The sequence below is a fragment of the Stenotrophomonas sp. YJH_SMC_4 genome (genome assembly GCF_059371575.1).
On record NZ_JCAFUR010000028.1, the window covers coordinates 21,302 to 41,019 of the forward strand.

Annotated in this window: 18 protein-coding genes; 3 read left to right on the forward strand and 15 right to left on the reverse strand. The window is 64.3% G+C overall.

The genetic code is table 11. The annotated features are described in order from the left end of the window. Positions 1-57: 57 nt before the first annotated feature. The 15 genes from AC5P9F_RS19700 to dnaA form a co-directional block, all read right to left on the reverse strand. Positions 58-1,149, reverse strand: a complete 1,092-nt coding sequence (locus AC5P9F_RS19700) for a PA0069 family radical SAM protein (RefSeq protein WP_049395276.1) — start codon at positions 1,147-1,149, stop codon at positions 58-60. Positions 1,150-1,250: 101 nt separating this feature from the next. Continuing rightward, complete coding sequence (locus tag AC5P9F_RS19705) at positions 1,251-1,994, reverse strand: pyridoxine 5'-phosphate synthase (RefSeq protein WP_049460371.1); 744 nt, start codon at positions 1,992-1,994, stop codon at positions 1,251-1,253. A 9-nt stretch (positions 1,995-2,003) separates the two neighbouring features. Continuing rightward, positions 2,004-2,273 carry a hypothetical protein gene (locus AC5P9F_RS19710; protein WP_005411742.1) on the reverse strand — a complete coding sequence of 90 codons (270 nt, stop codon included), beginning with the start codon at positions 2,271-2,273 and terminating at the stop codon, positions 2,004-2,006. Between the two features lie 41 nt (positions 2,274-2,314). Next, positions 2,315-3,775, reverse strand: coding sequence for a cardiolipin synthase (gene cls, locus AC5P9F_RS19715; RefSeq protein WP_049460375.1), 1,461 nt, complete (start codon positions 3,773-3,775; stop codon positions 2,315-2,317). 102 nt (positions 3,776-3,877) lie between these two features. Beyond that, positions 3,878-4,291, reverse strand: a complete 414-nt coding sequence (locus tag AC5P9F_RS19720) for an ExbD/TolR family protein (RefSeq protein WP_005411740.1) — start codon at positions 4,289-4,291, stop codon at positions 3,878-3,880. A 3-nt stretch (positions 4,292-4,294) separates the two neighbouring features. Next, positions 4,295-4,720 (reverse strand): ExbD/TolR family protein, encoded by a 426-nt coding sequence (locus AC5P9F_RS19725; protein WP_005411739.1) that lies wholly within the window; start codon positions 4,718-4,720, stop codon positions 4,295-4,297. Between the two features lie 62 nt (positions 4,721-4,782). After that, a complete protein-coding gene (gene exbB / locus AC5P9F_RS19730; RefSeq protein ID WP_005411738.1) occupies positions 4,783-5,544 on the reverse strand; it encodes a TonB-system energizer ExbB in 762 nt (253 codons plus the stop codon). A gap of 94 nt (positions 5,545-5,638) precedes the next feature. Further along, the gene (locus AC5P9F_RS19735) at positions 5,639-6,304 is read right to left on the reverse strand and encodes an energy transducer TonB (protein ID WP_164225556.1); all 666 of its coding nucleotides are present in this window, start codon (positions 6,302-6,304) and stop codon (positions 5,639-5,641) included. A 143-nt stretch (positions 6,305-6,447) separates the two neighbouring features. Continuing rightward, positions 6,448-7,635, reverse strand: a complete 1,188-nt coding sequence (locus tag AC5P9F_RS19740) for a tetratricopeptide repeat protein (protein WP_005411736.1) — start codon at positions 7,633-7,635, stop codon at positions 6,448-6,450. A 132-nt stretch (positions 7,636-7,767) separates the two neighbouring features. Next, positions 7,768-8,574 (reverse strand): M48 family metallopeptidase, encoded by an 807-nt coding sequence (locus AC5P9F_RS19745; protein ID WP_076739603.1) that lies wholly within the window; start codon positions 8,572-8,574, stop codon positions 7,768-7,770. Positions 8,575-8,645: 71 nt separating this feature from the next. After that, positions 8,646-9,491: a CPBP family intramembrane glutamic endopeptidase gene (locus AC5P9F_RS19750; RefSeq protein ID WP_076739604.1), complete on the reverse strand. Its 846-nt coding sequence runs from the start codon at positions 9,489-9,491 to the stop codon at positions 8,646-8,648. A gap of 67 nt (positions 9,492-9,558) precedes the next feature. Then, the gene (gene gyrB / locus AC5P9F_RS19755) at positions 9,559-12,018 is read right to left on the reverse strand and encodes a DNA topoisomerase (ATP-hydrolyzing) subunit B (protein WP_005411733.1); all 2,460 of its coding nucleotides are present in this window, start codon (positions 12,016-12,018) and stop codon (positions 9,559-9,561) included. A 112-nt stretch (positions 12,019-12,130) separates the two neighbouring features. Next, positions 12,131-13,225, reverse strand: a complete 1,095-nt coding sequence (gene recF, locus AC5P9F_RS19760; protein WP_043035313.1) for a DNA replication/repair protein RecF — start codon at positions 13,223-13,225, stop codon at positions 12,131-12,133. A 995-nt stretch (positions 13,226-14,220) separates the two neighbouring features. Then, complete coding sequence (dnaN, locus tag AC5P9F_RS19765) at positions 14,221-15,321, reverse strand: DNA polymerase III subunit beta (protein ID WP_005411731.1); 1,101 nt, start codon at positions 15,319-15,321, stop codon at positions 14,221-14,223. A gap of 275 nt (positions 15,322-15,596) precedes the next feature. Further along, positions 15,597-16,928, reverse strand: coding sequence for a chromosomal replication initiator protein DnaA (dnaA, locus tag AC5P9F_RS19770; protein WP_005411730.1), 1,332 nt, complete (start codon positions 16,926-16,928; stop codon positions 15,597-15,599). Positions 16,929-17,183: 255 nt separating this feature from the next. Here dnaA and rpmH point away from each other — a divergent pair, with 255 nt between their 5' ends. Genes rpmH through yidC form a run of 3 tightly spaced genes read left to right on the forward strand, consistent with a single transcriptional unit; the run spans position 17,184 to position 19,539 of the window. After that, a complete protein-coding gene (rpmH, locus tag AC5P9F_RS19775; RefSeq protein WP_005411729.1) occupies positions 17,184-17,324 on the forward strand; it encodes a 50S ribosomal protein L34 in 141 nt (46 codons plus the stop codon). 5 nt (positions 17,325-17,329) lie between these two features. Further along, entirely contained in the window at positions 17,330-17,824 is a 495-nt protein-coding gene (gene rnpA / locus AC5P9F_RS19780) for a ribonuclease P protein component (protein ID WP_171968699.1), read from the forward strand. After that, positions 17,824-19,539, forward strand: a complete 1,716-nt coding sequence (gene yidC / locus AC5P9F_RS19785; protein ID WP_495232021.1) for a membrane protein insertase YidC — start codon at positions 17,824-17,826, stop codon at positions 19,537-19,539. Before rnpA ends, yidC begins: the two co-directional genes overlap by 1 nt. The last annotated feature ends 179 nt before the right edge of the window (positions 19,540-19,718 follow it).

Genomic DNA, 19,718 nt, shown 5'->3' on the forward strand with positions numbered 1-19,718 from the left:
CAGGCCATCCGGCCAAGCGCAGATTGTTGCCGGTAAGCCGGGCAGCGGTCCAGCGTTCTAGAACAGACTTCCCTGCGGCGAATCCTTCTTCGGCGTCAGCGGCTTCACGAACCGGCTGCAATCCAGCTTCGGCCAATGGCTGTTCTGCGCATTGAAGCCGAGACGCTTTCGCGCCAGCTTGAAGCGGTTGTTCAACAGATCGGCATACACGCCCTGGCCACGCATGCGGGTGCCGAACTGGCTGTCGTAATCCTTGCCGCCGCGCAGCTGCTGGATGGTGCTCATCACGTGCGCGGCGCGATCGGGATGATGGGTGTCCAACCAATCGCGGAACAGCGGGGCCACTTCCAGCGGCAGGCGCAGCAGCACGTAGCCTGCGGTGCTGGCGCCAGCATCATGCGCGGCCTCCAGCACGGCTTCCAGTTCGCTGTCGTTGATCCACGGAATCACCGGCGCCACCATCACACCGACCGGAATGCCCGCTTCATGCAGGCGCTTCATCGCACGCAGCCGTGCATGCGGCGCCGACGCGCGTGGCTCCAGCTTTGCGGAGAGATGCGGGTCCAGCGAGGTCACCGAGAAATGCACGCTGACCAGGTTCTCCGCCGCCAGCGGTGCGAGCAGATCGATGTCACGCTCGACCAGTGCGTTCTTGGTGATCAGCGAGAACGGATGCTTGGTTTCCAGCATCACTTCGATCAGCTGGCGGGTGAGCTTGAACTTGCGTTCGATCGGCTGGTACGCATCGGTGTTGATGCCCAGCGCGATCGGTTGCGGCACGTAACCCGGCTTCGACAACTCCTTGCGCAGCAGCTGCGGCGCATTGGTCTTGGCGAACAGCTTGGTCTCGAAGTCCAGGCCTGGCGACAGGTTCAGATAGGCGTGCGAGGGGCGCGCGAAGCAGTAGGAGCAGCCATGCTCACAACCGCGGTACGGATTCACCGATTGGCTGAAGCCGACGTCCGGTGAGGTGTTGCGGCTGATGATGCTGCGTGCGGTCTCGGCACGTACTTCAGTGCGCAGACGTGGGGCGAGGAATTCCTCGCTCTCATCAACTGCCCAGCCGTCGTCCACCGCCTCGCTGACGGTGCTTTCAAAGCGCCCGGCAAGGTGGGACGTGGAACCTCGGCCCTTGATCGCGATACCCATTGCGGCAGGTTACGCCGCAGCCGTCTCAATGGCTGCGACGGCTGCCTGAAGGGTTCAGCGCGGTGCTGAGTCGAGCATGGCTCAACGCTACAGGAGAGCGGTCAGAGCAACGCCAGGTACCCGCGCACGGTGGCATCCAGGCCGTCGTACAGCGCCTCACCGATCAGCGCGTGGCCGATCGACACCTCCAGCACGTCCGGCACGTGGGCCAGGAAATCGCGCAGGTTGTCCTGCGACAGGTCGTGCCCGGCGTTGACGCCCAGGCCCACCGCCTGCGCCCGCCGCGCCGCAGTGGCGAACAGTTCCAGCATCGCCGCAGCGTCTCCGGCCGCGTGTGCTTCGGCATAGGGGCCGGTATACAGCTCGACACGATCTGCACCGACTTCGGCCGCCTGCTCCAGCAGTGGGTTGCCCGCATCGACGAACAGGCTGACCCGGCAGCCCATCGCCTTCAGTTCGGCGATCAGTGGTCGCAGCCGCTCGGCATCCCGCTCGAAGTCGAAGCCATGGTCGGAGGTGATCTGTCCATCGCCATCCGGCACCAGCGTCGCCTGCGCCGGGCGGGTCTGCGCGCACAGCGGCAGCAGGCCTGGGTAGCCCTCGCGCGGCGGTGCGAACGGATTGCCTTCGATGTTGAACTCGACACCACGCGCGCGGGTCAGCGTGGACAGCGCCAGCACGTCCTCGGCGGTGATGTGGCGGCGGTCCGGCCGCGGGTGCACGGTGATGCCATGCGCACCGGCATCCAGGCAGGCCTGGGCGGCGCGCACCACGTCCGGTTCGGCGCCGCCGCGCGAATTGCGCAGGACGGCGATCTTGTTGACGTTGACGCTGAGCTGGGTCATGGAACGGAACTACTTGGAAAGAGGGGACGGATCGTGGTCGTTGGCGTCGACATTGCGGCGGGCCTGGGCCTGCTCGCGCAGGCGGCGCAGCTCCTCGGCATCGACAAGGGTGGCAGGGTCCCGCTGAAGGTCGCCGAAGCGGGCTACATAGCGACCGCGCACCCAGGCCAGCAGGAAGGCGAGGGCGGCCAGCAGGCACAGGGTCATCAATGCGGCGCTGGGGGTCTTCAGGGCGAAGGCGAAACAGCCCAGCGCCAGCAGCAGGTACAACCAGTACATAGTCGGGCTCCCCGGATGATCCGCCGCAGTGTAGCGCTGCGTCAGAGCAGCGGCGAGGCCAGCCGGGCGAAAGCCTCGGGCAGGCGGTGCAGCCACAGCGAACGGCCGGCCTGGTCGTGCACGCGGGTGGCGCGGTCGAACTCTCCCTGCAGCAGCCCGGCCAGAGCGGCGACACGGTCACGGTCGCTGATCATCATCGACAGCTCGAAGTTCAGGCGGAAGCTGCGGTGGTCGAAGTTGGCGCTGCCGACGATGCAGACATCGTCGTCGGCGATGAAAGCCTTGGTATGCAGCATGCGCGGGCCGTACTCGTAGATCTTCACCCCGGCGTGCAGCAGTTCGTCGAAATAGGAGCGCGCGGCCTGGGTGACAAACCAGGAGTCGCTCATCTTCGGCACCAGCAGGCGCACGTCCAGTCCACCCAGTGCCGCCGAAGTCAGCGCCATCCGCGCCGCTTCGCCCGGCACGAAGTAGGGCGTCACCAGCCACACGCGCTCGTGTGCTTCCTGGATGGCCGCCACGTGCAGGCGGTGGATCGTTTCCCAGCCCGAGTCCGGGCCGGAGACCAGCACCTGGGCGTTGATCGCACCATCGCCGCGCAGCGGCATGTCAGCCGGCCACAGACGGGCAATGTCCATGCGCGAGGGATCCTGGCCACTGGCATAGAGCCAGTCCTCGGCGAACACCAGCTGCAGGCTGCGCACGACGTGGCCGCAGATGCGCATGTGCAGGTCGCGGTAGGCGTTCGGCTTGCGGCTCTCGTCTTCATCGTCGGTGATATTGATGCCACCGGTGAAGGCCAGCCGGCCATCGACGATCACGAGCTTGCGGTGCGTACGCAGGTTCAACCACGGCCGCTTGAACGGCTTCAGCAGCTGCCGCGGATGGAACCAGACCGCCTCGCCACCGGCATCGATCAGGGGCTGCAGGAAGCGGCGAGGCAGGGCGGAAGAACCCACTGCATCCAGCAGCAGGCGCACCTGCACGCCGGCACGGGCGCGCTCGACCAGGGCGTCGCGCAGGGCGGTACCGGCATGGTCCGGATTGAAGATGTAGTACTCCAGGTGCACGTGATCGCGAGCCTGCGCCACCGCTTCCAACAGAGCGGCGTAGGTAGCGGCACCATCCACCAGCCAGGTCACTTCGGTCGCGCTGCTCGGCGCCAGGCCCGTGGTGGCCTGCGCGATCTTGGCCAGCTCGGTGCAGTCGGCATCCGGTGGGCAGACATCGCTGTAGTGCTCCATGCCCGAACGTGCGCGTCCGCGGCGCAGCCGTTGCCGCTTCACCTTCTGCGGGCCCAGCAGGTAGTAGATGAACAAGCCGAGGTAGGGCAGCAGCGCCAACGACAGGATCCAGCTCAGCGTGGCGACCGGCTCACGCTTCTGCAGCATGATCCAGCCCGCCAGCGCGAACAGATACAGCAGGTAGGCCACCGCCAGGATCGAGCCAAGGTGGGCGATGCCGTCGAGCCAATGACGCAGGGAGTCGAAGAGGGCGAGCATCCGCCGATCATAGCGGTCCAGGCCGGCAGGCATAAAAAAAAACGCCCCTGTCTCCAGGGGCGTCTGCAGTCGCGTCATGACTGTTGTGTTGCGGTGTAGCGATTACTGCTGCACAAAACCGATCTTCTTCATCTGAGCATTCTTCGCGGCGGCCAGAACCTTGGCCATCACGTCGTACTCGGAATCCGGGCTGGCGTCGATGCGCAGTTCCGGCTGGTTGGTCGGGTCACGCTGGACCTCCTGCTCCATCCGCTGCTGCAGCTCGCTGGTATTGATCGGGCTGTTGTTCCACGAGACCTGGTTGCTGGCGTCGATCTTCAGTTCGATCGGCGGCGGCGGTTCGACCAGCTGCGGCGGTGGGTTGAGCACGCGCTGCGGCAGGTCGACGGCGATCGGGTACGTCATGATCGGCGCGGTCACGATGAAGATGATCAGCAGAACCAGCATCACGTCCACGAGGGGCGTGACGTTGATGTCTGCCATGGGGCCCTTGCCACCACCACTACTGAATGCCATGGCTTATTGCCCCTTTTCTTTGGTCGCGACGAAGCCGACGTCCAGCATGCCCTGCTCCTGCGCGACCTTGGTCAGGTCGTTGATGACGCGCATCTTGGTGGTGCGGTCACCACGCAGGTTCAGCGGCGGCTGCGGGGTCTGCTGGGCGGCGGTCGCCAAGCGCGACTCGAGAGTCTGCTTGTTGATTTCTTCGTCGTTCCAGTAGATCGAGCCGTCTTCCTTGACTGCCAGGGTGATCGGTCCGGAACGCTTTTCAGCGTCTTCCGGCTTCTGGATCAGGTTGGCTTCCGGCAGATCCACCTTGACCTTGTGGGACATCAGGGGCGCCGTGATGATGAAGATGATCAGCAGCACCAGCATCACGTCCACGAGGGGCGTAACGTTGATGTCGGCCATGGGGCCGCCGCTGTTACCACTACTGAAAGCCATAACGGGCTCCGTCTAGATCTTGGTGACTACTTACGTTCGTCGCTGGGTGACGCGCGCCGCAATTAGCGGACGCGCGAGCCGGTGGCGAAGAAGTCGTGCAGGTCGTGCGCGAAGGTATCGAACTTGCTGATGGTCGCGCTGTTGATCTTGCTGAAGAAGTTGAAGGCGAACACGGCCGGGATCGCGACGAACAGACCGATCGCGGTCATGATCAGCGCTTCACCCACCGGGCCTGCAACGGCGTCGATCGAAGCGGAGCCGGTGGCACCGATCTTGATCAGGGCGCCGTAGATGCCCCACACGGTACCCAGCAGACCGACGAACGGAGCGGTCGCGCCGACGGTGGCCAGCAGGGTCATGCCCGACTGCAGCTTGTTGCTTTCGCGGGTGACGGCCTGACGCAGGGCGCGGTCGACGAACTCCGAACGGCTCAGGTTCTCACCCACGCCGCCGGTGGCGCCGCCTTCAGCGCGCTGGTGGTGCGCAGCAGCCTGGGCAGCGTCCAGGGCGATCTTCGAGAACGGCTCCGAAGCCGGCTGCTCTTCCATGGCACGGATGGCGTCCTGCGCGTTCGGGGTATCCCAGAACAGGCTGACGACGCGATCAGCAGCGCTCTTCAGGCGGGTCGCACGGAAGATGTTGATGACGGTCCAGTACCAGGACATGGCCGACATGGCGATCAGGGTCAGCAGCACGACCCAGGAAACCGCGAAATCACCCGGCTTGGTGGTCATTTCGTGGATCAGGTGCTCGAAGCCCATCTGCGACAGGGCGTTGGACGGATTGCCCCCGGCAGCAGCGGCGATGAAAATTTCCTGCAGCATGACGCTTACCTTTGTTGTGTGTGGTGATAAAGGGTGTAGCTAAGCTAAACAATCGAACCGGGAGCGGGGGTGGCCATGCGGCCACCCGGGCGCATCAGTTCAGCGCAAAGTTGACCGGGACGCGAACGCGACCTGCCGCCTTCTTACCGCCAGATTCAGCGGCGTTGAAGCGCCACTTGCGAGCCGCTTCCATCGCGGCACGGTCCAGGTCGCGGTTACGGCTGGACTTTTCCACCGTGACATTGGTGACGTTGCCGTTGGCATCGACATCAATGATCAGGATCACTTCGCCCTGGATACCCGCGCGGAAGGCGGCCGGCGGGTAGCGCGGCGGATTCATGGCCTTCGACGAGATGTCCACGCTGGCCTCGATCGAGGTCGCAGGTGCCGGCGGCGCGGGGGGCGACGGCGGGGTGACGATATCGCTCGGGCGCGGCTCCGGCACGTCCACGACCGGCGCCTGCGGCGGCGGCGGGACCGGCGACGGCTTCGGCGGCGACAGATTCTTCACCGGCGGCGGCGGAGTATCGGTCGGCGGCGGCGGCGGCGGCGGGGGCGGCGGCGGCGGCGCATCGACGATGGTCACCATGACGTTGCGCTCCTTCTCAGCCACGGCCTTGGGAGCCACGGCGGGAATGAGGAGCATCATGAAGGCGGCCAGATGCAGGGCAATTACAAACGCGATGCCGACGATGCGAGGCCAGCTCAGCCCCTTGTCATCGGGTTGTTCGTACCGGTGAACGACTAGTTGTTCCGTCATGCGCCAAGAGCTCAATAGTGGGGCCGGGATGCCGGGGGCGGAATCCCTGATCAGCGGTGCATGACACCGCAGGAACCTCCAAGCTTATACCAATCCTGAGCGCCTGCGCATCAACTGGGCAGGCATTCAGGCGTTATTCCTACTTACTTCAGGTTGATGATTTTCTTGGCATCAGCCTGGTTCTTCACACCCTTCGCCAGCGCCTGCTGGGCGGCCTGCTTGGCCTCCGGGATGCGACCTTCGGCATGCAGGACGCGTGCCAGGTTCAGGTAGGTCTCACCGTCCTTGGACAGCGGGGCAGCCTTCTGCCACGCATCGATCGCCTGCGGCACCTGGTCGGAGTAGTAGTAGGACTGGGCCAGCGCCAGGTAAACCTGGTAGTCCGGCTTCAGGATGCCCTTCTGCAACCCTTCGTTGATGACCGCGATGACGTCCTTTTCCTTTTTGTCGGTGTTGGCATAGATGGAGTACAGCTGCTTGTACTCGCGCTCTTCGGTGAGCTGGCCGCTGCTGCGCAGCTTGTCCATCACCGCGGCCGCCTTGTCCATCTGGTCGGCCTGCATGTACATGCTGGCCAGGTTCAGCTGGGCCTTCTTGTCGTTCGGGTTCTTGGCGGCCAGCGCCTCGGCTTCCTTGACCGCTTCGCCGGACTGGCCGGCTTCGGACAGGGCCGCCATCAGCAGCTGGTTCCAGTTGTCCTTCGGTTCGGCGGAGCCGGCGATGGCCTGCTTCAGCACCGGAATCGCTTCCTGGTAGCGCTCCAGCTGGTACAGCGCCTGGCCCTTGGCGATCAGTTCTTCCGGCTTGGTCGACTTGCTCTCGGCGAAGTACTTGTCGAGGGTTGCCAGGCCTTCGGCTGTCTGGTCTTCCTGCAGCTGCAACTGGCCCAGCATCAGCATCGACTGGAAGTGGCCGTTGTTGTCCAGGCCGTTGAACTGCAGGACCTGCTTCAGGTAGGCGATGGCAGCCGGGGCGTCATCGGTCTGGTAGGCAGCCTGCGAGGCCAGCTGCGCGGCCAGCGACTTGTCGTACTCGTTCGCGGCGCTGTCAGCCAGGATGGCGTCGGCCTGGGTGCGGGTTTCCGGGAACTTTTCCTTGTTGTAGCTGTCGATCATTTTCTGCAGCTTGCTGCCCATCTTGGCCGAAGCCTTGACCGTCGGCTCCTGGCGGGTCGCGTTCGGGTACAGCGCCTCGGCCTTGGCCTGCTTGCCGCCACGGTTGCCGCGCTCGGAGGAACGCGAGGACTGCGCGAAGGCATCGGTGACCACGGCGCCGGTCAGGGCGGTCGCGACGAGGACGGAAAGCACAGCTTTGTGGTTACGGAAAATCATCGTTCACCTCGATCGAACCGCCGGTTAGCGGCAAAGTCGGACTGTCAGAAAAATCTGAGCCGCCAAACGTATCAGAAACAGATGGCGTGAGAAATCGTTTTATGTGCTGCAATACAGCATAGAACTGCGCACTCATCCGCACTTTGGCCGTAGCCCGGCCGCCTGCGCCTGCTGATAGACCGGCGTCAGGCCCGGGGCATCACGTCGCAGTTCCTGGATCCGGTTGGTCGGATCCGGGTGGGTGGACAGCCATTGCGGGCTGCGACCGCCGCTGGCGGCCATCATGTTCTGCCACAGGTCGACCGCCTGCGCCGGATTGAATCCGGCCTGGGCCATCAGCCGCTGGCCGATCACGTCAGCCTCGCTTTCCTGCGTCCGCGAGCCCGGCAGCAGGAAGGCAGTCTGCGCGCCCATGCCACCGAGCTGGTTGACGGTGCTGGCAGCACCTTCGCCGTAGGCTGCGCCAGCCAGCGCGCCGAGCACGGCCAGCCCGGTCTGCGCACCCATCTGGCGGGTGATGCGCTCTTCGTGGTGGCGGGCGATGACATGACCGATTTCATGGCCGATCACGGCAGCCAGCTGATCCTGGTTCTTGGCCACGGTGAAGATGCCGGTGTTCACGCCGACCTTGCCGCCGGGCAGGGCGAAGGCGTTGGGTTCCTTGTCGACGAATACCGCCGTCTCCCACCGTACGCCACGGTATTGAGCTGGCAACTGCGCGACCAGGGCGTTGACCACGCACTGCACGTAACCGTTCTGGCGGCCGTCGGTGCTGATCTTTTCCTTCTGCTTGGTTTCGGCGAACGCCTGTGCGCCGAGCTGGTCCAGCTGCGCCTGCGAGACGCCGCCCACCATCTGCCGGCGACCGGTAGGGGAGGTGGTGGTCGCGCAGGCGCTGACCAGGGTGGTGATGACAAGGGCCAGCAGCAGTTGTTTCATGGAAACTCCCCCGTGTTCATATGCGGAGTGTGTAGCGTAGCGGCTTAATCTTTCGTCAAGCGGACGCGGCCTTACGTTGACCCCAGGAACACCATCGCCGCAAGGGCGACCGCATTGTTCAGCGCATGGGCGGTGATCGCCGCCCACAACGTGCCGGTGCGCCGGTAGAGCCAGCAGAACGCGGCCCCCATGCCACCATAGACCAGCCACAGCTGTGCGATTTCGGCCGGGCCATTGGCACTCGTGCCAGGGATCTCATGGATCAGGGCAAATGCGAGGCTGCTCAGTACCACGCCCAACCCAGGCCGCCCGGCCTGCCACAGGCGGCCAAACAGCACGCGGCGGAACAGCAGTTCCTCGTAGGCCGGCGCCAGGACCACCGCGAACAGCACCAGGAACAACGGGAAACGTGCGATCGCGCTCTGCATCAGCGCCAGATTGGTGGGGACCGGCTCGACGCCGAACTGCTTGGCCAGGAAGGCGATGCCGTTGCTGCCGAGCACGATCAGGGTCGCCACCAGCAGGGTCCAGCCCCAGGTGGAGGAGCGGCGCAGCGCCTGGCGCGAGGCGTGGCGCTCGGCGGCGTTGGCCGGTCGTCGCCAGAAGTACAGCAGCAACGCGGCGCCACCGGTGGCGAACAGCGCCATGAGAATCTGCGCAAGCGCGCCGGGCTGGCCCAGTGACGCCGCGACCGAACTGGCGTCGGGTGCGCCAGCGCCAGCCTGCGCGTTCGCGTAACCAACCACCACGCCACGGTACAGGCCCCACAGCAGGCCGCTGACCAGGCTCAGGCCGAACAGGGTGACAGCGGCGATGCCCAGGTCGATGAAGAACCCCGCCAACGGCGAAACGGCACGCGGCGCGGCAGAAGCCGGCGGAACCGGGGGCGGAGCGGAGACCGGGGCGGATGCTGACATCAGGTACCTGTGTTCAAGAGTCGAAGGCCGGCGCGCCTCCCCGCGCGCCGGCCGTGTCCCGATTGTGTCAGATATCCAGGTTTGCGACCTTCAGCGCGTTGTCTTCGATGAAATCGCGACGCGGTTCGACGACATCGCCCATCAGGGTGCTGAAGATCTGGTCGGCTGCGACAGCGTCCTCGATACGCACCTGCAGCAGTCGGCGGGTTTCCGGGTTCACCGTGGTGTCCCACAGCTGCTCCGGATTCATTTCACCCAGACCCTTGAATCGCTGGATCTGGCGGCCGCGCTTGGCCTCCTCGAGCAGCCAGTTCTGTGCCTTGGCAAAGCTGTCGACTTCGATCGACTTGGCACCGCGGGAAATGGTCGCGCCCTCGCGGACCAGACCGTGCAGCAGCTTCGATGCCTGGTGGATCGCGCGCAGTTCGCCGCTTTCGAAGGCCGACATCGGCAGCACCTGGATGTGCTGTTCGCCCATGTGGCGACGGGTCACCAGCACAGCGGCCGGGCGCTCGTCGTTGGCTTCCTGCAGTTCCAGCGTGAAACGCGGGCTGCCCAGGCTGCCCTGGTTGAGGCGCTTGGCCAGTGCATCCAGGCCCTCGCCTTCGCCGGCAGCGCGCAGGCTTTCCAGGTCCATCGGCACGAAATCGACCAGCGCTTCAAGCAGGTTGCGGTCGTAGCGATGTGCGTTGCGCTCGATCGAATCCAGCGCGGCCGCGTAGGCCAGCAGCAGCTTTTCCAGCGCAAGGCCTTCGATGCCGGGCTCGCCGGTGGCCGGCACCAGCGCAGCGTTTTCCACCGCGCTGCTGGCCAGGTAGCTGTCCAGCGCCGGGTCGTCCTTCAGGTACAGCTCCTGCTTGCCCTGCTTGATCTTGTACAGCGGCGGCAGGCCGATGTAGACGTAACCGCGCTCGATCAGCTCCGGCATCTGACGGTAGAAGAACGTCAGCAGCAGGGTGCGGATGTGGGCGCCGTCGACGTCGGCGTCGGTCATGATGATGATCTTGTGGTAACGCAGCTTGTCCGGGTTGTACTCGTCTCGGCCGATGCCGGTGCCCAGCGCCGTGATCAGCGTGCCGACCTGGTCGGAGGACAGCATGCGGTCGAAGCGCGCGCGTTCCACGTTGAGGATCTTGCCGCGCAGCGGCAGCACCGCCTGGTTCTTGCGGTTGCGGCCCTGCTTGGCCGAGCCACCTGCCGAGTCACCCTCGACGATGAACAGTTCGGACAGCGCCGGATCCTTTTCCTGGCAGTCGGCCAGCTTGCCCGGCAGGCCGGCGATATCCAGCGCGCCCTTGCGGCGGGTCAGGTCGCGGGCCTTTCGCGCCGCTTCACGTGCGCGCGCGGCGTCGACGATCTTGCCGGCGATCGCCTTGGCTTCGTTCGGGTTCTCCTGCAGGAACTCTTCCAGGCGCGCACCGAAGGCGTTTTCCACCGCCGGACGCACGTCGGAGCTGACCAGCTTTTCCTTGGTCTGGCTGGAGAAGCTCGGGTCCGGCACCTTCACCGACAGCACCGCGATCATGCCTTCTCGCATGTCGTCGCCGGTCAGGTTGATCTTGGCCTGCTTGGCGATGCCGTTCTGCTCGATGTAGTTGTTGAGCACACGGGTCAGCGCACCGCGGAAACCAGCCAGGTGGGTACCGCCGTCCTTCTGCGGAATGTTGTTGGTGAAGCAGTACATCGTCTCCTGATAGGAGTCGGTCCACTGCAGCGCCACATCCACGACGATGCCGTTGTGCTCGCCGGTGACTGAAATGACGTTCGGGTGCAGCGGCGTCTTCAGCTGGGCCAGATGCTCCACGAAGCTGCGGATGCCACCCTCGTAGTGGAAGTCATCGCGACGGCCGTCGCCACGCTCGTCGGCAAGGACGATCTTGACGCCGGAGTTCAGGAACGACAGTTCGCGCAGGCGGCGGGCCAGGATGTCGTAGTGGAACTCCACGTTGTCGTGGAAGGCGACGGTGGACGGCCAGAAGCGCACGGTAGTGCCGCGCTTGGTGGTGGTTTCCAGCTTGGCCAGCGCGGTCACTGCGGCGCCGTTGCTGAATTCCTGCTGGTAGTGGAAGCCGTTCTGGAACACGTCCACCAGCAGCTTCTGCGACAGCGCGTTGACCACACTGACGCCGACGCCGTGCAGGCCGCCCGAAACCTTGTAGCTGTTGTCGTCGAACTTGCCGCCTGCGTGCAGGACGGTCATGACGACTTCGGCTGCAGACACTTCGCGACCGAGCTTGGCACTCATCTGCTCGTGCTTGCCAGTCGGGATACCACGGCCGTTGTCGGACACCGAGACCGAACCGTCGGCGTGGATCGTCACCGCAACGTGGTCGGCGTGGCCGGCCAGCGCTTCGTCGATCGAGTTGTCGACGACCTCGAACACCATGTGGTGCAGACCGGTGCCGTCATGCACGTCACCGATGTACATGCCGGGACGCTTGCGGACAGCCTCCAGGCCTTCCAGGGCGGTAATGCTGTTGGCGTCGTAATTGCCGTTGTTTGCCGGGGTGTTCTGTTCGTCGCTCATTGCGCTTGCCGTAGGCTCCGCAGGTCGGCCACCGCTTGGAGCGATGTGCCGAGAATGAAAGGATTCCAACCCGAATTATACCAGCCGGGGTCGAGCGGCCCTGGTGTGCCCACTATGGCACAGCCACGATCTGTGCATGTTCCACGTGGAACCGGGCGATGTGGGTCAGGTCCAGCAGTGCCGCCGGGGTTTCGGTAGCGGTGATGAAGATCTGTGCCGGCCCATTGAGCAGGCGCTCCAGCACCCGCGCCTGATGGGTGCGATCCAGCTCCGAGGCCAGATCGTCCAGCGCGATCACCGGCCATTCGCCGCGCTGTTCCGCATAGTCCTCGGCCTGCGCCAGCAGGCAGGCCAACGCCGTCAGCTTGGCCTGACCACGGGACAACGCATCGCGGCCCGGAATGCTGTGGAAATCCACACTCCAGTCTGCCCGGTGTGGGCCGACCGAGGTATAGCCGGCCTGCCGGTCGCGTTCCCGGGCCAGAAGCAGGGCATCGGCCAAGGGAAGCTCATGCCGCCGCCAACCGGGGCTCAGTTCCAGACCCTGGATGCCGAGTTGCGGAGCCAGGCTGGCGGCCAAGGCCACCGTGCGCTGCTGCAGACGCTCCAGGTAGTGCTGACGGCGGCTGGTCAGCGGTTCCCCGGCCTCGGCCAGCTCGTGATCCCAGGTATCGAGCATCCGCGACGGCCCGCCCTGCTTGAGCAGAGCATTGCGCTGCTTCAGCGCCCGGGAATAGCGGCGCCACAGGGAGAGAAAACCCGGTTCCACGTGGAACAAGCCCCAATCGAGGAAACGCCGGCGGGGTTCGCCCCCCCCACTGACCAGTGCATGGCTCCCCGGCTCGAACGTCACCACGGCCAGCGCTGCGCAGAGATTGCCCAGCTGCGCGACATCCTCGCCGTCCAATCGCCCCTTCCAGTCCTGGCCACTGTGGCGCAGCCCGGCCTTTCGGCGGTGCGGCGGGTGATCGGCACGCTGTTCGTCCCATTCCACGAAGATCTCCAACGCTTCCTGGCCCTGGCGCACCAATCCGTCGCGGACCCGGCCACGGAAGCTGCGCCCGTAGGCCATCAGGTGCAGGGCTTCGAGCACGCTGGTCTTGCCGGCACCGTTGTCGCCGGTCAGCAGGTTCAATCCAGGCTGGGGCGACAGGTCCACCGCACTGAAGCGACGCAGTTGGTGCAGGGCGAGGCGGCGGATAAGCATGGGGCGCGAAGGACCATCCGCACGAGGCGGTAGTGGGGCAGGGAATCCATCAGCTTACTGCATCGGTCAAGCCAGCCGTGGCGCGCCAGACATCGCCACTGTGCTGAAGCCTCCGCCTGGCAACCCTACGCGTGTTCCACGTGGTGGCGCTCCCTCACCTGGGCTCGCCTGGGTCTGGATATGCCCGGGAATCCTTGAATTCTGAGCGGCGGCGCAGGGTACAGGCCTTCAGATTTCATCGATTTCAGCCTCATTCCGCGAGCATCGCCAGGTGCCCCCGACGGCGGGTTGCGCGAACAGCGCGCGGATTTCTTGAAATCTACGATGCGATGCCGTGGAGGGTTCCACAGATTTCAAAGAATTCAGCCCATTCGTTTCACGCTGTCCACAGCGGGTCTGTATGACTTATACACAAGGTATGGGCAAACTGTGGATAAAAAAGCCCTTTTGCCCGACCTGCGAAACTATCCACAGGTTCCCCCCCAGCCTGAGGGGCCTCTATACAGGGGGTTTCAGCTGCATAAATCTCTTAAAAATCAATTGGATAATGCATTTTTCCACGAAATCTGGGCCTACCATCACCACCATGCTTTAGATTTATACCCAGATTTAGAAGCTAGGCCAGCTCTGATCCGGCCCCAACCACGCCTGTGGACAGTGACGTCTGCAGATGAAGCAACCACTGCGATAGCGGATGCGATCCGCTTCATCCATCCGACCAGATTGGGTCACCTGCAATCAGGCTGAAGACCCGGAACTGCGTACTCGATCGAAGTTGGCTGGGCAGCGCCCAGGTCAGCAACCTGGATTCCTACCGCGCAGGGCCGATTGCATCGGAGGGCCAACCAAGAACAATCGGCAAGCAGCAATCTCGAGCAAGACATTCGTCCAGACCTGGAGATTCCGCGAACTCCGATGCTCCACGTGGAACCTGAAAAAAAAAACGCCCGGGGAGATCCCGGGCGTCCTTCGGTTCCACGTGGAACAGGCTGCTGTCAGAGACGCAGCGGCATCACCACGTGGCGCGACTTCTCGCTGCTGGATTCACGCACCAGCGCAGAAGAGTTGGAATCGCGCAGCTGGATGATGACCTCCTCATCCCGCAGCGCGGAGAGGGCGTCCAGCAGGTAGTTCACGTTGAAGCCAATGGCCAGATCACTGACCGTGGTGTCGGCTTCGATCTCTTCCTGGGCTTCTTCCTGTTCCGGATTGTGCGCGCTGATCTTCAGGTTGCCCGGCGAGACTTCCACGCGGATGCCGCGGTACTTCTCGTTGGACAGGATCGCGGCGCGCTGCAGCGAGGCACGCAGTGCTTCACGATCAACCTTCACTTCGCGGTCGGCACCGATCGGAATCACCGCTTCGTAATCCGGGAAACGACCGTCGATCAGCTTCGAGGTGAAGGTGACATCGTCGCGCTTGACGCGCACGTGGCTGCGGCCGACTTCCAGTTCGATCTCGCGATCGCCGCTCTCCAGCAGGCGCTGCAGCTCGGTCACGCCCTTGCGCGGCACGATGATCTGGCGCTTGGAACCGCTGGGCTTGGCCAGATCGGTTTCGCACAGGGCCAGGCGATGGCCGTCGGTGGCGACCGTGCGCAGCGCATCGCCGCGCAGGTCGAACAGCAGGCCGTTGAGGTAGTAGCGCACGTCCTGCTGGGCCATCGCGAACGCAGTGCGCTCGATCAGTTCCTTCAGGGTTGCTTCGCCGATCGCCACACGCTCGGTAGCTTCCACTTCGTCCACCGACGGGAAGTCGTTGGAGGGCAGGGTAGCCAGGGTGAAGCGGCTACGGCCGGCCTGCACGGTGATCTTGTCACCGGTCTGCGAGACGGTAATCCGGCTGCCGTCGGGCAGGGCGCGGATGATCTCGAACAGCTTGCGGGCGGGAATGGTGGTTTCGCCGTCCTGGGCATCTTCAACCGCGATCCGCGACACCATTTCCACTTCCAGGTCGGTACCGGTCAGCGACAGCTGGCCGTTCTGCACCTGGACCAGGAAATTGGCCAGAACCGGAAGGGTCTGGCGGCGTTCGACCACGTTGACGACCTGTGCCAACGGCTTGAGAAAGGCTTCGCGCTGCAGTGTGAAACGCATGTGGTTCCGTGCCCCTATGCTTTAAAAAATGTGGAATAAATCAAAAGCTTGGTGGTGCTGGTAGAGACAGAATCGCTGGAAAACAACGCTAAGTCTTTGTAAATAAAAGGATTTCTGGCATCGAAACCCTCTGTATTACCGACCCCCAGGGGGTGGGGAAAGCTGTGGATAAAACCGACGCGATTTCAAACGCCATTTTTATCCACAACGTGTCCCGCGCTTGCTACCGGATTCTGCACCGTTTTGTGCGATGACGCCTCATCGGCATCCGTGCATCATTCGCTCAGCTTCCGGATCAGCTTGTCCCAGTCCTCGCGGAGCTTGCCGTCGGTTTCCATCAGGGTCCGGATCTGGCGGCAGGCATGCAGCACCGTGGTGTGATCGCGACCGGCAAAGGCATCGCCGATCTCGGGCAGGCTGTGCTCGGTCAGTTCCTTGGTCAGGGCCATGGCGACCTGGCGCGGGCGTGCCAGCGAGCGGGTCCGACGCTTCGACAGCAGATCCTTGATCTGCAGGCCGTAGTAGTCGGCAACGGTTTTCTGGATGTTGGGAATGCTGATCGCCTGCTGCTGGGCGCGCAGCAGGTCGCGCAGGGTTTCCTGGGCGAATTCGGTGGTGATCGCGCGGCCGGTGAAATTGGCGCGGGCGGTCAGGGTATTGAGCGCGCCTTCGAGGTCGCGCACGTTGGAGCGCATCTTCTTGGCGATCAGGAACGCAACATCATCGGGAATCTCGGCACCGCGTTCGCGTGCCTTGGCCAGCACGATCGCGGCGCGGGTCTCGAAGTCCGGCGGTTCGATCGCGACCGACAGGCCCCAGGCAAGCCGCGACTTCAGGCGCGCTTCCAGGCCCTCGACTTCGCGCGGATAGCGGTCGCAGGTCAGGATGATCTGCTGCTTGCCATCGAACAACGCGTTGAAGGTGTGGAAGAACTCTTCCTGGGTGCGGTCCTTGCCGGCGAAGAACTGGATGTCATCGATCAGCAGCGCATCCACCTGCTGGAACTGGCGCTTGAACTGATCCATGGTCTTTTCCTGCAGGGCCCGGATCATCGCGCTGAAGAACTGTTCCGAACGCAGGTACAGCACCTTCGCGCCCGGATTGGCCTGGCGCATGGCGTTGCCGGCGGCGAACATCAGGTGGGTCTTGCCCAGGCCGGTGCCCCCGTACAGCAGCAGCGGGTTGTGCGCGCGGTCGCCCGGCTTCTGCGCCGCCTGGAAGGCGGCGGCCAGGCCCAGCTGGTTGCTGCGGCCTTCGACGAAGTTGGCGAACGTGTAGTGGTTGTCCAGGTTGCCGGCGAACGGCACCTGCGGTTCGCTGGACACATGCGCCGACGGCGTGGAAACCGGCGCGTTCTGCGCCTCCACAGGGCGCGGGCGCGAGCCGATTTCAAGAAAAACGTCGCTGAAACCGGCGAAGTGCGCCAGCAGTTCGCGGATCCGGGCCAGGTACAGCTCGCGGACCTGGTCGACGATGAAGGCATTCGGTGCATACAGCACCAGGCTGTCCACGCGCAGATCGGCCTGCAGTGGCTTCAGCCAGGTATGAACGTCTTCCGGCGGGAACTCCGCTTCGAGGCGCTCGAGACTACGGGACCAAGCATCCATCAGCAATAATCGTCCGGTGGCCGGGGCATGGACGCGACAAGGCGCCCAAACACAGGCCTGAAAGGGGGGAAATGGATGGCTCAGACTACCACCGAGCGCCCGCCTTCGGAATGCTTGTCCCCTACTTATTCACAAAAACATCCACAGCTATTGCACAGCCCGGTGAATTCGCGTAGCTGCCAGGGGTTGACTTGGGGCAGGGTACCTCTCTAGAATTTCCGGTTCTTTCCGTCCCATTCATACGAGAGGCCCCCAATGGCCACGAAGCGCACCTACCAGCCCAGCAACCTCAAGCGTAAGCGCGACCACGGCTTCCGTGCCCGTATGAAGACCGCTGACGGCCGCAAGATCCTGTCGCGTCGCCGCGCCAAGGGCCGCAAAGTCCTGAGCGCCTGATTGCCATGCCGCACCCCGCGGCAGACGCAATCCCTTCGACAGTGAATACTGCAGACCCGCGCAAGCGATTCCCTCGCTCTGCGCGGGTTCGCACGCGTGCCGAATACTCAACGGTCTTCAACGGCGCCCGCCGTGTGTCCGATCCGCTGATGACCCTGCACTGGCTGCCGGCTGACCGGCCGGCCAGGCTGGGTCTGGCGGTTTCCCGCAAGGTTGATCCGAACGCCGTCGGGCGTAACCGGATCAAGCGCGTCCTGCGCGACATCCTGCGTCAGACACGTACCGACATCCAGCCAGGCGACCTTGTCGTCGTGGCTCGTAGTGCTGCGCGTTCCGCCAGCAACGACGAGATCCGCCAGGCCTTCCTGCGCCTGCTGCGTCGCCTGCGTGCATTGCCCACGCCGGGCGTGGACGGCACAATGCCGCCGCCTGATGGCATCGCAACTCCTTCTTTGACCGAGCCGGCATCGCGTCCCGGCCCCGCCGAGCCTGTCCGCTGATGAACCAGACCCGCGTATTCCTCATTTTTGCCTGGCTGATGGTGGCCGTGCTGCTGTGGATGGAGTGGAGCCGTGAAAAGGCTGCTCCGACCCCGGCACCAACCACCACGTCGGCCCCGGCCGCCGCACAGAGTGTTCCGGGCGCGAACCCCGGCGCCATCCCCAGCGCCCAGGTGCCGGGCGCCCCCGGCCAGGCCGCCGCACAGGCCCAGGCCAGCGCTACCCCGGCCAGCCAGCGCGTGACCGTCACCACCGACGTGCTGCGCCTGGTGCTCGACGGCGGCCGCGTGCTCGACGCCGAGCTGCTGCAGTTCCCGCAGACCAAGGACGAAGGCAGCCCGCCGGTCCGCCTGCTGACCGAAGACCCCGCGCACCCGTACAGCGCGATCAGTGGCTGGGCCAGCGAAGACAGGAACACCCCGGTCCCCGGCGCCGACGGCTTCAAGCTGGTGGGTGACACCAAGGACTTCGTGCTGGCCAAGGGCCAGAACGAGCTGCAGATCCCGTTCGTGTGGACCGCCGACAACGGCGTGACCATCAAGCGCACCCTGACCGTCTCGCGCAACGAGTACGCCGTGCGCTTCAAGGACGAAGTCAGCAACGCTGGCGCCGCGCCGTGGAACGGCTATGTCTACCGCACCCTGGACCGCACCCCGACCATCCTGTCGCGGAGCATGACCAACCCCGATTCCTTCAGCTTCAACGGTGCCACCTGGTACGACAACGACAAGAAGTACCAGCGTCGTGCGTTCAAGGACTACCTGGAAGACGGCACGCTGAACCAGAACATCACCGGCGGCTGGCTGGCGATGCTGCAGCACCACTTCTTCACCGCCTGGATCCCGCAGAAGGACCAGACCGCACACTACGTGCTGTCGCAGGTGGCTGGTCGTGACCTGATCGAAGCGCGTGGCCCGGCCTTCACCGTGGCCCCGGGCCAGTCCACCAGCACCGAAGCCCGCCTGTGGGTCGGCCCGAAGCTGGTCAACCTGATCGCCAAGGAAGACGTGCCGGGCCTGGACCGCGTGGTCGACTACAGCCGCTTCTCGATGATGGCGGTGATCGGCCAGGGCCTGTTCTGGGTGCTGAACCAGGTGCACAAGCTGGTCGGCAACTGGGGCTGGGCGATCGTCGGCCTGGTGGTGCTGCTGAAGCTGGTGCTGTACCCGCTGTCGGCAACCCAGTACAAGAGCGGCGCCAAGATGCGTCGTTTCCAGCCGCGCATCGCGCAGCTGAAGGAACGCTATGGCGATGACCGCCAGAAGTTCCAGACCGCGATGATGGAGCTGTACAAGAAGGAAAAGATCAATCCGATGGGGGGCTGCCTGCCGATCCTCATCCAGATGCCGATCTTCTTCGCCCTGTACTGGGTGCTGGTGGAATCGGTCGAACTGCGCCAGGCGCCCTGGTTCGGCTGGATCCAGGACCTGACCGCACGCGACCCGTACTTCATCCTGCCGGTCATCAACGTGGCAGTGATGTGGTTCACCCAGAAGCTGACCCCGGCACCGGGCATGGACCCGATGCAGCAGAAGATGATGCAGTTCATGCCGCTGGTGTTCGGCGTCATGATGGCCTTCATGCCGTCCGGCCTGGTCCTGTACTGGGTGGTCAACGGCGGCCTGGGCCTGCTGCAGCAGTGGTGGATGACCAAGCGCCATGGCGGCGAGCCGGTTCCGGCCACCACCGCGCCGACCCCGGTCAAAAAGAAGTAATCCCGACCTGTAGAGTCGACTGTTAGTCGACTGGCAGTAGAGCAGTCGACTAACTGTGATCTCTCTGTACGTTGTTCATCCGGGACATCTTTGGAAAATGGTGGTTACCACACCTCTCCAGACCCCAAAGAGCCCGGATGAACCACCATAAAAATGCCCGTTTGACCGTCCATAGTCGA